Below are 16,012 nucleotides of genomic sequence, written 5' to 3'. Positions count from 1 at the left end.
ATTTTTGTTCTACAACAGAGGTATATCTGTATCGTCATGTGTAAAATGATCGAGTAGATACTTTCTAGGTTTACACTCTCGTATTCAAAATAATAGCTGCTCAAGCCCCTCTATTTTCTGTTATCTTTATTTTAATAAGCTTTAAGGTCTGAAGAGGCATAAATGACGACAATTTCTGATGTATCCCGTATGGCTGGTGTTTCGAAAGCCACTGTATCAAGAGTGGTTAACGGGACAGGACAAGTCAAAGAAAGCACAAAGGAACTAGTAAATTCAGTCATGAAAGAGCTGAATTATAAACCAAGTTCAGTGGCGCGAGCGTTAGCGACTCGCAGTGGAAATAGTGTTGGACTTGTTTTATCTGATTATACTGGCAGCTATTTTGGTATTTTACTTAAGCAGGCATCAGTCAGCGCAGACAAAATGGGCAAGCAACTTCTCATAGCGGATGGTCATAATCAAGCTGAAAGCGAGTTAGAGGCGGTTCATTCTTTGGTTGAGAAAAAGTGCGATGTGATTGTCCTTTATAGCCGCATGTTGTCAGGCGAACAGGTGATTGCGTTAAATAAATCGATAGATATTCCATTGGTGAATGTGGGACGAATATTGCCCGCTGAAGCAGGTTATTCCATCGCATTCGATCAAGAAAATGCAGTGTCACTTGCTTTCGATCATTTAGTGGAATTAGGTCATAGAGATATTACTTATATAGGTCCTGCGCCGACTACCCCTACATCTATATCTCGAAGCGAAGGTTTTGCGTTAGCTAAGGATAAACATCAAAACCTCATTATTTCATCTCGCCGCTGTGACTGTTCATTTGGTTTTATTGAAGGTTATGCGGCAGGAAAAAAATTGTTGGAAAGCGGGGAGTTTGGCAGTGCATTGCTTGCCGCTTCTGACGATATAGCTATTGGTTGTATTAAAGCTTTTAATGAGCAAGGTATATCAGTACCTGAAGAGGTATCAGTAGTCAGTATCGATAATGACCCATATAGTGGTTTTGTTACCCCAGCTTTAACAACAATTGATTTACCTATTAAAGCTATCATGGCGCGGGCAATGGAAGTTGCACAGAAATTGGCTCAAGGAGAAATAGACTTTGAGCCTGAAATAATGAGAGGGAACTTAGTTTCTCGGGACTCTACTCGACAAATCTAATGTTAATCTGCTAAATCCTACGCCTAAACCATTTCTTTTAATTCCTTCCTTCTTTATTTGCGGTGCTATTTTCTTTTACGAAATAGCACCGCTCTTATGGATCATTTTTCTTCAATGCGCACATTTATTTTCGATGATGGATTTATAAATTGCTTGTAATTTAATCTATCAACAGGGTTTCATGTCTCACTTTCATCGCTAATTACGTTATAAAAGATTGATCTCCGTTGCATATCAATGCGATTCATACACACGAAGAATGTAACTGAGCTATAAATGTAACCGGTTACTGAAACCGGTTACATTTCGTTCTGGGAAAAGGAACCTACACCTAAGGAGAGGATGGATGAAAATATTTTTATGCTGTGCTGCTGGCATGTCGACAAGCATGCTTGTTGCGAAAATGGAAAGTTCTGCGAAAGAAAAAGGGTTGGAGTGTGAAATTTCAGCTCACTCCATTTCTGAGTTTGACGAATGCATTCAGTGGAGTGATGTCTGCCTAGTTGCACCCCAGGTCAAGTTTAAATATGAAGAGTTTAAGACTAGCGCGGTCAATCTAGGCAAAGGCTGTGGGCTAATTAATATGATGGATTATGGCATGTTGAATGGGGATGCGGTGTTAGATCAAGCTCTGGAATTGTATCAAACACACGCAATAATGGAGAGTTAACACAATGGCAATTTTCGATAAGGTATTAAGTTTTGTTGAAAACGTAGTCGCCCCAGTGGCAGGTAAAATATCGGCACAAAAGCACGTCAATGCAATCAAAGATGGTTTTGTTTCTACGATGCCATTTTTGATTGTAGGCTCAATGTTATTGGTATTGGCATTTCCTCCATCAGAAGGGAATGCATTCTTTAATGCATGGCATGGTTTAATTGAAATTATTGGTTTTGACAACATCATGGCCCCATTCCAATTAAGTATGGGCATCTTTGCGGTATACGCTTCTTTTGGCATTGGGTTTAGTCTTGCTGAAGCTTATAAATTACGCCCGATGAACACGGGCATGCTATCTATGTTTGCTTTCTTACTTTCAGCCGCACCTATGGTGAGCGTTGACATTGGCGGTGTATTACCTGGTGCATATCTTGGTGGCACTGGAGCATTTACAGCCATTATTTGTGGTCTTCTAGTTCCTGAAATGCAACGTTTACTTATTAAGTACAATATTAGAATTAAAATGCCTGCAGCTGTACCTCCAAAGATTTCTGCATCATTTGATTTGTTAATTCCAATCGTATTTATCTCAATCATCGTGATGTCAGTGAACGTGTACTTAAATCAATACGGTATGAAAATTCCTTCCGCGATTATGGAGCTCTTCCAACCTCTCGTTCTTGCATCAGATAGCTTCATCGCGTGTTTGATTGCTGTCTTACTGGTTCAAATGTTGTGGTTTAGTGGCATTCATGGAGGCTCTGTTGTTGGCGGTATCATTGGTCCTATGCTCCTGATCAATTTAGGGTTGAATCAAGATGCGCTGGCCGCTGGCGAACCACTTCCTGCTATTTTCATAAACCCAGTCATGGACTTTTTCATCTTTGTAGGTGGTGCCGGTGGTACGTGGGGTCTTGTGGTATTAATGATCCGCTCTAAAGCTACTCAATTGAAAACAATCGGAAAAATGTCGATTATTCCGGGAACTTTTAACATTAATGAACCGGTTATTTTTGGTACTCCAATCGTTATGAATCCAATTTATTTCATTCCTTGGATGTTAGCGCCAACACTGAATACGACCATCGTATGGATGGCCTTCAAAACGGGCTTCTTAGCAAAAATTATTGCAATTCCACCATGGACAATGCCAGCACCAATTGGTGCCATTATCGCTACGAATTCAGGTACAGCAGCATTAGTTGTATTAAGCAGTATCGTAGTGAGTGCCACTGTTTTCTACCCATTCCTTAAGGTTCATGAACGCCAATTATTAGCAGAAGAAAAAGTGATGGATTCTAAGAAGAAATCGGAAACTAAAACGGTAGCGGAGGGCGGCTTAGATGCAGTTCGAAATTAATAGTGAATCTGAAATCACTGAAGAGTTTTTGATGACTCTACTTTGCCAGGTTGGTGAAGCTCGTTCTTCTTTTATGGAAGCTATGCGTGTCGCGAGAAAAGGAGAATTTAAGAAGGCTGAGACCTTTCTTAAATCGGGAGATCAAGCTTTAGTGGATGTTCATAAATCTCAAACGTCTTTGATTGGGTTTGATGAGGGAGCGGGAAAAGTCACCATGACATTAATCCTGACTCATATCCAAGACCATATTATGACTACGATGTTGTGTCGTGAGTTAGCCGAAGAGATTGTCGCCATTCATTATCAGTTACAAAGGAGTAGTACTCATGAAAAAGCGCATATTTGATTACACGGCTGAAGATGTTCGAAATGCCTCGCGCGAACAAATTGTAAACAGTATCAGAAATTCGGAAGGTCGCACCATAATGGTGGAGAACGTAGTATCAATAACCCCACCAATTGATTTAGTGTCAGGGCCGGAAATTGCGGCTGCATTCGGTGCAGACATGATTACGCTAAATTGTTTAGATGTTATGGACCCAAAGATCAAAGTACTGTCGGAAGTCGCCGATGAGTTCATGACCATCGAGCAAGTGAAGTTGTTAACTGGTCGTTTAATTGGTTGCAATTTAGAGCCGATTCCAGCTGATGTAAGCCATGTAGATGTAGGTCGAACGGTAACGAAAGAAACGGTTGAACGAGCAGTTGAGATCGGTCTTGATTATGTGATGTTAACTGGAAATCCGGGCAACTGTGTGACTCAAGAAACCATCATGGAAGCCATTGGTTTAGTAAGAAGTATCTCGAAAGAGATCATCATTGTAGCGGGTAAAATGCACGCTGGTGGCGTTGGAAATGATTACAACCTCAACATCGTTCCCGGATTTGCGGAAGCTGGTGCAGATATCATGATGTTCCCTGCACCGTACACTACCCCTGGTGTCACTGCTGATGTGGCAAAAGAAATGATCACTGCGGTACACCAAAGCGGTATGTTAGGCATGCTAGCTATTGGTACTTCTCAAGAAGGAGCAACAGAATCCTATATTGAGCAAGTTGCAATGGCTTCGAAAGCCGCTGGCGCGGACATCGTACATATCGGTGATGGTGGGTACAGCGGTATAGCACCACCGGAAAACATCATGCGACTTGGTTTCACCCTCCGCGGTCGTCGACACCAATATAAGCGGATGATCAACCGCAGATAACAGTTATTAGCCAAATAGGCTGATATCAAATAGCAAGGTTCATCCAATTGATGAATGGACCTTAGCTATTGAGTTCGGATAAAACCCCAATCATTTTGTATACACATGAGTAGATTACTCATGTGATTTAATCATGGAGTTAAATTAGAATGAACAAGGTAAAGTTACCATTAAAACTTCTGACGATCGCATTGGCTTCAAATATGGCTATGCCTACTACCGCGCTTGCTGATACCTACCACCCGCAAGCGGAACAGTTGGATTTGCTGTGGAAAGTTATCGATCATGATATAGGTGAGAATAAATTTCTTGGCAGTTTGACTATCACGAATAATGGCTCAGAAGCATTAGGGGAAAGCGGTTGGTCGCTGTATTACAGTTCAGTGAGACCTCCTGCATCAGTATTGCCTTTGGATAGTGCAGACGGAATTCTTGCACGCGAAGAGATAGCAGCGCAAAACCTTGTGCTAGAAAATGCTGATGTATCAAAAAGTGGAGATTACTTTGTCTTAGAACCTGTTACTGGGTTTGAACCAATTTACCCAGGAGAATCGCGCGAAATATTCATTACGGCTCAGTATTGGCAAATGCTGAAAAATGATTCGCCCTCAGGTTTCCACATTTCATTTAATGGAGAGACGCCAAGGGCTGTTTCTGTTGACGTTAAAATGGACCCGTCAGATCTAAAACAAACGAGACAGAGCATACATGACACAATGCCAGTGCAAACCCCAGGACTTCGGTTTGATGAAAACACTACACCAATTACGGACCTAGCATTGGAAAACCAGGTTGTGCCTCAACTGCAATCGGCTAAAGATAAAGACGGCGCGTTTCTAACCCTACTTGGTTGGATGGGGGCGATTGATGCACCTGATAGCCTTAATAAAGAAGCGTTATATTTACAGAGCGCTTTGCAAGATCTTATAGTCGGTGAGTTTCCAATTAATTCGGGAACAGCTCACACCTCCAATCTGATCACGCTTAAGTTGAACCCTAACTTAGATACAGACTCGGACGGAACGCCAGATAGTGAAGGTTATAGAATTGATATCGACCCGTTTAATGGCATCATCATTGAAGGGAAAGATACAAGCGGGGTATTTTATGGTATCCAAACGCTCAGGCAGTTAATCCCACAAGATGTGTATAAAGCATCTGTGGTTGGCAACAAAATGCAACACGCAGTATTGCCTGCAATGACGGCCCTGGATGCGCCTCGCTTTGAATATCGAGGCATGATGCTTGACGTTGCTCGTCACTTCCAAAGCAAAGAAACGGTATTGAAGCTGATTGATCTGTTGGCATATTACAAGATCAATAAGTTTGAAATCAACATTGCCAACGATGAAGGTTGGCGAATAGAAATTCCGGGGATCCCAGAGTTGACTGATTTTGGATCTAAGAGGGGTTTTGACACACAAGAAACAACAATGTTACATACATTTATGGGCTCAAGTAATGAGTTTCAGTCGGGTGATGGCATTGAAGGTAAGCCAACTAATATGGTTGAAGCGAATAACGGAGTCTTGCCTGCATTTCAAGGGTTTGAGGTAGCGCAGCAGAACTACTTAGGTAAAGGCTGGGGATACTATACGGTTGAGGATTTTAAAGAGATTCTTAAATACGCTGCCGACCGTCACATAGATGTTATTTTAGAATATGATTTTCCAGCTCACGCTCGTGCAGCGATCAAAGCAATGGAATACCGTTACAACAAATACAAAGATAGTGATCCCGTTGAAGCGAATCGATATAGATTGATTGATCCACTGGATGAATCACAATTTTACACACCACAATTCTACACCGATAACTTGGTTAATCCATCTTTGCCTGGTACATATGAGTTCTTGAACAAAGTGATTAGCGAAACTAAAGCTATGTATGATGCAGTTCCAGGAGCAAAGGTAACACGTCTTCATGGTGGTGGTGATGAGTTGCCTCACTTAGGGCCTAATGAGTGGTGGGCAAAATCGCCAGTTATCCAAGACAACCCAGAAACTGCAGGCAAAACAGACGCGGAACTATTTGATTACTTTTTTGTAAAGTGGGCGAATATCATTCGTCAAAATGGTTTCCAAATGGCGAGTTGGGGTGACGTACTTACTCATAATGGTACAGGTAACGCGGACTACGGTGACATTTACCCTATATTTTGGAACAACGTATGGGGGTGGGGAAATGAACATCAGTCCTATGTGTTTGCTAATCAAGGTTATAAGGTGGTGCTGTCTCATGCGACGAATCTGTATTTTGATCTCGCATATAACAAACACCCTGACGAAATTGGCTACCACTGGGCGGGTTACACAGACACTAAGAAAACCTTTGAATATCGTCCTTTTAATATTTACGCTAATGGGAAAATCGATAAGTTAGGTAATGCTGTTCCTTGGAATCCGGCTTGGGTACATTTGTCTGAAGAAGGTAAAAATAATGTATCAGGAATACAGGGACAGTTGTTTTCAGAAAATGCGAAGTCACCAGAAATCATGGAATACTTAGTATTTCCTAAATTGTTGGGTGTCGCCGAGCGTGCATGGGTGACAGATATGCCTGTAGAAGGTAAACCTGATATAAATGGAAAAACAGCGATGGATCGTGCGTGGGATGTATTCTCAAACACTTTAGGTAAACATGCTTTAGTAAGGCTGGAGTATATCCAACCTGTTGACACTTATAATCAAATTATTGAAAGTGTAGGGGTCAATTACCGCATTCCGTTACCTGGTGCAGTAATTGAAGCTGATAAACTAAGTATTAATACAAGATTCCCTGGCTTACAAAATCAATATTCTCTAGATGAAGGACAAACATGGGTTCCATACTATGGTTCCGTTGATGTTAGTCATGTGAAGAATGTAAAAATTCGAAGCATAGCACACTCCGGTCGTAGTAGCCGTGTGGAAAGCGTTCATCAATAAATAACCTTAGTAGTAGGAATAAGCCAGCCGCCCCCTATGGCTGGCTTTTTTATGCAAACAGCCCTTTTTGAATATTTCGTATACGTTCTGTTAGCCGTTATTACAGTATTGTTCCGGTTTTTTAGTTTCAGGTTTGATTTTATTTCTAAAACTTTAACTAAGTGGCTTAATTTGCCAATTCACTAGAGAGTAAATTCTCAAAGTTTAAAGTTAATTGGTTTACCTTCGGAGCTGCGTAATATATCGATAAACGCTTTGATTTTGGTTAGGTTAAACATGTCTCTGTGTACCAACGCCCATATTGGAAGTTGCCATTGTAAGTTTGATGAAATTTCTATCAGGTCAGAATTGTCATCCACAATCTCTTTTGGTAAAGCGCAAATACCGCTGCCAGCTTCCAGTGCTCTTACTGCGATTTGCAGGCTTGAACATAGGAATACAATGTTCTTCTCGGGAATATTGGTGTGAATCCACTCATTCCATGGTAAATGAGAAGGTCTTTCCTTCATGGCGATAAATCTGTGCTGGGGTAGCTCCTTTTCAGTTGGCACTCCCATGAGTTCGATATAGTTCTTGTGTGCGCATAGCACTATCTCTAAATCGGCAATTGGAAATACGATGTTGTCTGGCGTTGTTGGTTTTTCTCCACCTCTAATTGCAATGTCCGCTTCGCCGTATTCGAGGTTGTAGTTTCGAATGTCACCAATAAAATCGACGCGCATGTTGGGGTAACTATGTTGGTACTCTTGGATAAAAGGCATAAGCGAGCTGGCCATATCACCGATGGTTGTAATTGTAAGTGTCCCTTCCAGTGCTTGTTCTTTGCTCATTATTTGAGAAGTGAATTGTGAGAATTGGTTTTCGGTCACTTCTCCTAATCGCATAATTTCTAGCCCAGCCTCAGTTGGAATATACCCTTTGTCATTCCGTTGAAAAAGCACCACTCCCAGATCTTCTTCAAGTGCATCAATATGGCGCATGACCGTTGATCTGTGGACGCCAATGTCCTGAGCCGTCGCGCTGAGAGTTTGGTATTGAGCTAGCTTGTAAGCGGTTCTTATTTCATTCCATTTGTTCATTGCTTAACCGTTGCATAAATGCGCATCATTGTCGTATTTTCGCTCATTTACCAAAAAATCAAACGCGCTAATTTAGTTTCACTGAATCGAGTTAGATGGAAAAGTAAGGTAATCGAAGATGAAAAAAGTCGATATTTTAATTATAGGTGGTGGCTTTGCTGGTGTGTCAGCGGCTCAGAAATTAGAAAAAAATGGTATAGAAACGTTGCTAGTTGATAAAAAGGACTACTTCGAAGTTACTTTTGCCACTCTGCGCAATGTGGCTGCTCCTGACATCACAAAAAATAAAGCTAGAAAACAGTATAAAAGCTTTTTGACGGGATCGTTTATACAAAGCGGAGTGACTAAACTTAAAAGTAGTGTTGCGACTTTAGAGGATGGGACATTGGTAGAATTCAAGAAAGCCATCATTGCTTCAGGAACACGCTACCCAACTATGCCTATCGCTAAGTCAAAAACGGCATTGGATCTAGAAACACGAAATGGCGAAATGCTTGGATACAACGACGAACTAAAATCCGCAGACAAAGTACTTATTATCGGAGGCGGTGTTGTAGGCGTAGAGTTAGCTGGCGAAATTGCCTACGCATTTCCTGTAAAGAAAACCGTGTTAGCCCATAACACAGGTGCATTATTAGACGGTTTTAAAGAAAAAACACGCAGAATTGCACTAGAACAATTGAAAAGCCTTGGTGTTGAAGTTGAATTTAATATTAGTTATAGCAATGTCGATGGGGCGTACATTGATAGCAATACAGGGAAAACCAGTGATGCTGATTTTGTTTTTCAGGCAGTGGGTACATTACCGAACAGTGAATTTTTGCAACCTCATTTACCGCATATCTTAGACACTAAAGGATTCGTCAAAGTGAATGATAAATTGGAGGTCACCGGACAAAACAACTTATACGCGTTAGGTGATGTTGCTGATGTTGGTGAACCTAAACTGGGTTATCTTGCTCAACAGCAAGGTGAGTACGTCGCAAAGTCGATAGTCAAAAAACTAAAGAACAAAAAGGTAAAAGGGTATAAACGTAATCCGTTAATAGCGCTCATTCCAACAGGGCAAAAAAGCGGTGTAGCCGAATTACCTTTTGCTGTGACGACGTTTAAATCTCTTATCAATATGAAGCAAAAAGACCTATTTATAAAGAAAGTGCACACGGCATTCGGGGCTGATTAGAGTACGGTACTTTTATTCCGTTGAACTGTATTTTTTCCGTTGAACTTGAGTCAGACAAAGAGGACTGAACGTAGATACGTTCGGTCGTTCTTCGTAGTGAAAGGTTTCGATTCTTCAGTAGCAAAAAAAGGGCGACTTGCACTTTTAGTCGCTTAAGTCTCAGTCGTATAAACTTTCAGGTGCTTCAAATTAGATCCGCTTAAACACAGCCTAGCTTAGTTTGAGGGCAAAGCCTTCATGTTCATTTTCCAACGCTCGGTAAATGATCCTTTACGCTGTTTCGCGAAGTCATCCACGCTCCAAATAACAATATTGTCTGGAAGCTCTTTTAAGGAAGAGTGGTGTAATTTTCTATTTGTGACCAAAAGGGTTTGAAGCCCATCTTCAATCGCATCTCTACGTTCAACTAATGGCAGCAGAGTGGCAGAAGCAAGTCCTTTTAGTTCTGGCTTATTCACTATGACTAGCATGGATTCGCTATTGAAAATGATGTTATCAAATGTGATTTGGCTTTGACGTAAAGACTTGTTCATTTGTGCAAAATTGGCATTTAACCTTTGTTTTTCCTCCTTGGATCCTTTATTTCCTTTGTAATCAAGAATAAGGGATAAATCTCTATGCAGAATGCCTAACATAACAAGAGCATTCGCTGGGTTTAACCAAAAATAGCTCGAAACTTTACCTTGTGAGCTCAGCACTGCGACTCTTTCACCTTTTGGTATTAACGCTTGCGCGATGTCTATGGGGATTATCGCTATATTTTGATTGCGCAAAGCTGGATAGGCGTCAACATTCGACCAAATTGAGGATATTCCAATGACAGCATCTGCAATGGGGTAAGACTCTGAAGGTTGTCGTTCCAACCACCCAGGGATACGTTTTATATTGTACTTCAAAGGCGGTAGCAGCTTCACAGTGATGTTTGTGCCCTTAACCAGCTCCTCTGTCATGCTCGCGACAACAGGAATGACTGTCACGATCTTGAGATGGTTATCTTCATCGGTTTGTGCAAAAGATGAGCGATAGGTAAGAGCAAGTAAGCTAATGAATACTGCAACACGGTGTTTAACTATAAGTCGGATTAAAGTCATTGTTAGGCTGCCTTTTTATTCGCTTGTCGATGAACAAGGCTAATCAAGAACCACCCGCAGGCGAAGAGTGTAATCGCTGGTCCGGCGGATATCGGCCACTGTAGATACATGGGAATTAGGACTCCGAAAACGGACGCCGTAGTGGAAAAGAGTACGGATAAAATAAGAAGTTGTTTTAGATTCTGTGCAACCAAACGAGCACTGGCGGCAGGAATAAGCAGCAGTGCACCGACTAATACCGCCCCGATGATCTTAACTGAGGCGACGGTAATCAAGGCGATCAAAATGACAAATGCATAGTCGTGTAATTTGGTTTTGATTCTTTGGCTATGGGCAATATCGGGGGAAATAGCGACTAAGTAAGCGTGATTACCATAGAAGTAACTTAGAATTAGTACAATAAAGCAAATAATCGCGAGCATGATTAAGTCACTCGTACTCGCAACCAAGATTGAGCCAAACATCACTTGTTCGATAAGGTGGGCATTGACTTTCTTAGCAACATAGAGGAGTAACGCTGCGCCTGTCGCGAGTGCAAAAGATAAAAACACACCGATCAAAGCGTCGTAAGGAATGGTTGAACGACCTTTAACCCATTGCAGTAATAGAGCAAACAAAATAGAGAAACTGAACAAGCTAATAAGAGGCGATGTTGCGGGCTCTCCAAGCAAAATTCCAATGCTGACACCTGTTAAGACACTATGCCCGACGGCTTCTGAAAGGAAGGCTAAGCGCTTCACCACGACAAGAGTGCCAAGCAGACCAAGTAAAGGACCAATCATCATGCTGGCTAACAGCGCATTGATGAGAAATTCGTATTCAAACATTTGTGGCAATATGCCTTGCTCAACCCTGTAAGCAAAAAAATCATATACTTTGTTCATTTGAGCTCTTTAGATTATTTATTGACGATAGGGTGAAGCTTATTGGGCTGCTGGTATTGAGCAAAAAAAGTGTTTGAGTGGTCTTGGGTTTGAATTGTTTTATCTATCCAATACACCTGTTGGCAGTGTTTTTTAACTACTTCCCAATCATGTTCGACCATGAGAAGTGTTCCTCCAGAGCGGTGGAATTTTGATAAGAGGCTAAGGCATTGTTCTTGGCCTTGTTGATCTAAACCTGTCATCGGTTCGTCCAAAATGAGCAAACTCGGCTTCTTGAGGAGCGCGATACCAAGAATGAGCCTTTGTCGTTCTCCACCTGAAAGATCGCCTAGTTTGCGTTCTAATTTGTCGTCTAGACCTAATTCTTCTAGCGCTAATTGCACGTTTTTCTTTAAAGTTCGAGTAAACCAAACTGGTTTGGTGGATAGACTCATTAGTACGTAATCACGCACAGAGATTGGTAAGCTCGAATCAAATGGGGATAGCTGTGGCATATAACCAATGTCATTCATGTGAGCTTGGGAATAGTCGGAAGAATGCGGCCAATGTATTGCCACTTCACCTGAATGGTCAGTTAATCCTAAAATGGTTTTTAATAGAGTGCTTTTTCCGCCCCCATTCGGTCCTAAAATAGCGTGCCAACCACCCGCTTTTAGCTCGGTGTTAATGTTTTCAAGTATGGTTAACTTCCCTTCGACCAAGCCCACATTTTTGAGTGTGATTAACGGACCTAAAATAACATCTGGAATTAAACAACTCATAACGTTGGCTTTCCCTCTGCATATTTGAGTGAATGAACGAGGGTGCTTAGGTTGTGTTTCATATCGGTTTCAACCAAATCTTTCCGGTAGTCACCATAAGTCATGTGAGAAAAGTGGAACACACGAGTTCCGCTCTCCTTCTCAATGACGTTGATGTATTGATTAGCCATCTTGAGTTCAGTGAAAAGAACTTGAACATTCGCATTTCGAATTTTATTAATGGTTTCTTGCAACTGTGAAGCACTTGGGGATACGCCGTGCGCTGGTTCTACAACAGCAGATACTGTCATACCAAACTCTTGTAAGAGATAGCCATACGCGCCATGTGTACTCGCAATTCTAATATTACTCACGTTTAAGCCGACAATTTCCTTTAAAGCTGTTGACTTAATTTTGCGTAGTTTTTTGGCGTACTTCAGTGCGTTGCGTTGATAGTATTTTGAATTTTCCGGGTCTAGCTTTGCTAAGCTTTTGGTAATGGTATAAATCTGACGAATCGCGGCGTCAATGGATACAAAAGTGTGGGGGTTGTGTATTTCCCCTCCCGGTTTGCTGATCAGAGGCACGTTGGCATTTGCTTGAATTACGGTGAGCTGCGGTAAGTTCAAGCTTTCCAAAGCTTCAACAGCAAACTGATCATGACCAATACCGTTTACGACAATTGCATCCATAGATTTTAATCGCGACAAATCCGCAGGTGATAGCTTATAAGCATGAGGATTGAATCCCGCATCAATTAGAGGAGTTACGGTTGCTTTATCACCTACAATATTCGTCACGTAGCTGTAGTAGGGGTGTAAAGTAATCCCGATGTTTAATTTAGCAAAAGCCAAAGAGGGTAAAGAAAGGGATAAAATAGCGATAAAAATCGCAAAAATATTACGATGTAAAAAAGACATTAAAATTCCCTATATCAATGACTATGCAGTTGGTTGTTATTTGTGGAGTTTAGGGTGTGCCATGTCTTATTTGCTTGAACAGAACATAACTCTTCCAGTGTGTCTGGTTGTGCAACACGCCAAGCAATTGAAGCTCCACTGGTATCGCCGACGATTAAGCGCATTTGATAATCAACTTGATTGATGTGGGTTTCGCCAATAAAGCAGTGATCGACTTGTTTCCATGAAACGACACTTAAATTACCGATGTTCTGCTGTGTAAAAGGCGCAATGTCGAAATTGACTAACTCAGAGAGGCTAGGGAATTTTTCGCCCATTTCACTCATCATTAATATCTCATCTGTCGCGTTTGCTAGGCTGGTTAAATGCGCGTGCATACCTTGCGGAATAGTAGGCTTGTGGTTACTTTTTGGCGGGTATAACCAAAACAGCAATGAGGATGCAGTGAGCACAACGGCTACAATACAACTCAACACTATTTTGTCTTCTTTCTTCCCGTCGGCTGGTGGAATTATTTCAACAAACACCATCTTTGAGTCTAACGATTTGACTTTACAGTCAATGGAATGATTCACGAGCATTACCTATAAATTGTTATTCACTTCATCGTTAGATATCTCTAGGACATGTCCTGGTCCCGCATCCATAAGAATGAAGTAATCACCTTCTGGGAGAGGAAACTGGTACATCGCCTTTTCATCAGTCACGCCAGAGGACAATACTTCATCCTCGTCAGAAAATACTTCCATAATGACATTTGGGGCTTTAGCTCTATTTGAGAAACTAGCTTCACATATCACCAATTTGCTCTGGTCATTGTGTCCTACGTTGCAAGTCAAGATGGGGTAGTGTGCAAAGCTAGCAATACTCGTAAGCATTGAGCCAAGAGTTATTGAGAGTAGAGTTGCTCTTCTTAACATGATTTAAAGCCTTCTTATTCGTTCTAATTTAGATCGGTTGTTCGTTTGTCGAACGTACCTACACCATCAGGCATGAGTGACCAAGAGGCTTGGTAAAACTCGCCACTCCAGTCTTCAATCGTTAGCCAAAGTTTTGCGTCGGTAGGCAGCTTCTTTGGAACAACAACATGGGCGGTTAAATTGCCAGTTACACCGTGGATAACAAAACCAGGAGCTCTTAGTGTCCGTGGTTTTTTGAAGTCAACGTACATAAATTTGATGTTAGAGAAGTCACCTTCAACAAACGCATTAACGTTAGTTTTTCTACCGGGACTAATTGGAGGCAGGTCTTTTTCTAAAAGACCGAGTACGACTTGCAAGCTAATATCCCATTGCCCAACGGTTTGTTGTTGGTATTGGTATCCGCCACCGGATGTGCCCTCTCGTTGAAGCTTGAAGGCAATACTAATTCCTATGCACATAACCAAAATAAACGCCCAGTTAAGATATTTGAAACCGGACATTGGGCCACCCCAGGGCCTAATGACTAGCCAAGCTTTAAGTAGCCTTTTTTTAGATTTAGACATTGAAGGGCGAATAATGCGTGAAACTTCGGATCTGGTTCGTTTGTAGTAAATAATGGTTCCTGAAACTGAAAGTGCTGTCATTGCAAATCCAAAAACAAACCATATCGTTTTAACTAAAATATCAGTCCAGCCTGATTCTCCGAAAGTTCCGTAATGAAGAGGTCTCATTGCCCTGTCAAACCGGTGACCAAAGCTGGCATCTTCCATTAATCTTGAGCCAATAATTTCACCTGTATAAGGGTGGATGAAATACACACTATCCATTATGTGAGTGAGTAGGTCGCCTTTTGTTCCGCGGATTGAATAAGCCATACCATTGTGCTCAGGTGGGCGAAGTAAAAGGGGAGTAAAGTTAGGATCATGCTTATAAACCGCATCTACAATTTGCGCAGATGTCAGTTTCGTTGGGGTTTCGGTTCCTAGCTGTTTTATATCGGCTCTTGTCAGCCCTGGCTCAATTGGGAGTGCTTCGATGACTGGGGGAGCTAGTTTATAGAGGACCAGTGGGTTGTGATAAAACCACCAACTTCCAGATACGCCAATGATGAGAACAAACCAGAGAGACCATAAGCCAATAAATTTATGTAAATCAGCAAGAAAACGGTGGAATTTTACGCCTTGGTAGCGAGGTAAAGTAAAAAAATGTCGCCAAAATCGACGGTAGGATATCAGCCCTGTGATTAATCCAATAAGGCAAAGAATGCCGAAAAAGTTGACAAATGCACGACCAATTAACGGCATGAAAAGATTGGTATGAAGGATACGAATGAAGCTACCAACGGTTAAGAAGTCGGTTTCTCCTTTATATTCGCCAGTATATGGGTCGATATGGACAACAGTAAATCCACCGCTTGATGTGCTTTTAATTGCGGTAGCGGATGTTTGCTCGCGATCGGAAGCCGTGTAGTAGGACGATAGCCCTGAGTTTGGAAATTCTTCCTGAAGGCGGTCGAACACAGCCCCTGCATTCATCTTCTTTGGCTCCGAAACCACGCGTTTTTCAGAGTAAATTAGCCAGTCGATTTCTTCATGGAAAACAGCGATTGTGCCACTAAGTAGAACGACACAAAAAATAATGGATAGCTTTAATCCAATGTAGCTGTGCACAAGAAAAGCGATTCTCCCGGCGGTGATTTTCTTGGCCTTTTTATTTTTTAATTTCCGCTCTAGACTTTCGTCAACTGAACTTCCAGATACTGACACATTCGTGGTCACGACTCTCTCCCTGTCTTGTTATTCAGCTTAGGTACTGTGCTTTATTCAATATGGGATCCAGATAAAGTTATCTAAATCAGAGCATTAACGCACTTAT

At 41.6% G+C, this 16,012-nt stretch carries 15 protein-coding genes; 7 read left to right on the top strand and 8 right to left on the bottom strand.

The features are described 5' to 3' along the window. Window positions 1-162: 162 nt before the first annotated feature. From OCU78_RS09425 to OCU78_RS09400, 6 genes are all read left to right on the top strand, one after another. Window positions 163-1,161, top strand: a complete 999-nt coding sequence (locus OCU78_RS09425) for a LacI family DNA-binding transcriptional regulator (protein WP_137372824.1) — start codon at window positions 163-165, stop codon at window positions 1,159-1,161. A 346-nt stretch (window positions 1,162-1,507) separates the two neighbouring features. Continuing rightward, window positions 1,508-1,831, top strand: a complete 324-nt coding sequence (locus tag OCU78_RS09420; RefSeq protein ID WP_137372825.1) for a PTS sugar transporter subunit IIB — start codon at window positions 1,508-1,510, stop codon at window positions 1,829-1,831. Between the two features lie 4 nt (window positions 1,832-1,835). After that, window positions 1,836-3,182: a PTS sugar transporter subunit IIC gene (locus OCU78_RS09415; RefSeq protein ID WP_137372826.1), complete on the top strand. Its 1,347-nt coding sequence runs from the start codon at window positions 1,836-1,838 to the stop codon at window positions 3,180-3,182. Beyond that, a complete protein-coding gene (locus tag OCU78_RS09410) occupies window positions 3,166-3,528 on the top strand; it encodes a PTS lactose/cellobiose transporter subunit IIA (RefSeq protein ID WP_137372827.1) in 363 nt (120 codons plus the stop codon). Before OCU78_RS09415 ends, OCU78_RS09410 begins: the two co-directional genes overlap by 17 nt. Continuing rightward, complete coding sequence (locus OCU78_RS09405; protein WP_137372828.1) at window positions 3,509-4,390, top strand: DUF7916 family protein; 882 nt, start codon at window positions 3,509-3,511, stop codon at window positions 4,388-4,390. Before OCU78_RS09410 ends, OCU78_RS09405 begins: the two co-directional genes overlap by 20 nt. A 149-nt stretch (window positions 4,391-4,539) precedes the next feature. Then, window positions 4,540-7,317: a family 20 glycosylhydrolase gene (locus tag OCU78_RS09400; protein WP_137372829.1), complete on the top strand. Its 2,778-nt coding sequence runs from the start codon at window positions 4,540-4,542 to the stop codon at window positions 7,315-7,317. A gap of 197 nt (window positions 7,318-7,514) precedes the next feature. Here the strand turns inward: OCU78_RS09400 and OCU78_RS09395 are convergent, their stop codons facing one another. Beyond that, complete coding sequence (locus tag OCU78_RS09395; RefSeq protein ID WP_137372830.1) at window positions 7,515-8,396, bottom strand: LysR family transcriptional regulator; 882 nt, start codon at window positions 8,394-8,396, stop codon at window positions 7,515-7,517. Between the two features lie 118 nt (window positions 8,397-8,514). On the opposite strand from OCU78_RS09395, the gene OCU78_RS09390 reads away from it, so the two are divergent. After that, window positions 8,515-9,579: an NAD(P)/FAD-dependent oxidoreductase gene (locus OCU78_RS09390; protein ID WP_137372831.1), complete on the top strand. Its 1,065-nt coding sequence runs from the start codon at window positions 8,515-8,517 to the stop codon at window positions 9,577-9,579. A 215-nt stretch (window positions 9,580-9,794) separates the two neighbouring features. On the opposite strand, the gene OCU78_RS09385 is transcribed toward OCU78_RS09390, so the two are convergent. From OCU78_RS09385 to OCU78_RS09355, 7 genes are read right to left on the bottom strand one after another with little or no spacing between them, the layout of a single operon-like run. Beyond that, the gene (locus tag OCU78_RS09385) at window positions 9,795-10,670 is read right to left on the bottom strand and encodes a hypothetical protein (protein ID WP_137372832.1); all 876 of its coding nucleotides are present in this window, start codon (window positions 10,668-10,670) and stop codon (window positions 9,795-9,797) included. Window positions 10,671-10,672: 2 nt separating this feature from the next. Continuing rightward, window positions 10,673-11,554, bottom strand: a complete 882-nt coding sequence (locus tag OCU78_RS09380; protein ID WP_137372833.1) for a metal ABC transporter permease — start codon at window positions 11,552-11,554, stop codon at window positions 10,673-10,675. A gap of 14 nt (window positions 11,555-11,568) precedes the next feature. After that, window positions 11,569-12,315, bottom strand: coding sequence for a metal ABC transporter ATP-binding protein (locus tag OCU78_RS09375; protein ID WP_137372834.1), 747 nt, complete (start codon window positions 12,313-12,315; stop codon window positions 11,569-11,571). Further along, complete coding sequence (locus OCU78_RS09370) at window positions 12,312-13,214, bottom strand: metal ABC transporter solute-binding protein, Zn/Mn family (RefSeq protein WP_137372835.1); 903 nt, start codon at window positions 13,212-13,214, stop codon at window positions 12,312-12,314. The genes OCU78_RS09375 and OCU78_RS09370 overlap by 4 nt, the downstream gene beginning before the upstream one ends. A 14-nt stretch (window positions 13,215-13,228) precedes the next feature. Further along, window positions 13,229-13,789 carry a hypothetical protein gene (locus tag OCU78_RS09365; RefSeq protein WP_137372836.1) on the bottom strand — a complete coding sequence of 187 codons (561 nt, stop codon included), beginning with the start codon at window positions 13,787-13,789 and terminating at the stop codon, window positions 13,229-13,231. A 9-nt stretch (window positions 13,790-13,798) separates the two neighbouring features. After that, on the bottom strand, window positions 13,799-14,134 hold the full coding sequence (locus OCU78_RS09360) for a hypothetical protein (RefSeq protein WP_137372837.1): 336 nt from the start codon (window positions 14,132-14,134) through the stop codon (window positions 13,799-13,801). 23 nt (window positions 14,135-14,157) lie between these two features. Then, entirely contained in the window at window positions 14,158-15,915 is a 1,758-nt protein-coding gene (locus OCU78_RS09355; RefSeq protein WP_137372838.1) for a PepSY-associated TM helix domain-containing protein, read from the bottom strand. Between the last annotated feature and the right edge of the window lie 97 nt (window positions 15,916-16,012).

The sequence above is a fragment of the Vibrio gallaecicus genome (assembly GCF_024347495.1).
Taxonomy (GTDB): Bacteria; Pseudomonadota; Gammaproteobacteria; order Enterobacterales; family Vibrionaceae; genus Vibrio; species Vibrio gallaecicus.
Note: the sequence above shows the minus strand (reverse complement) of the source record. Positions and strands in the feature narration are given on the sequence as shown.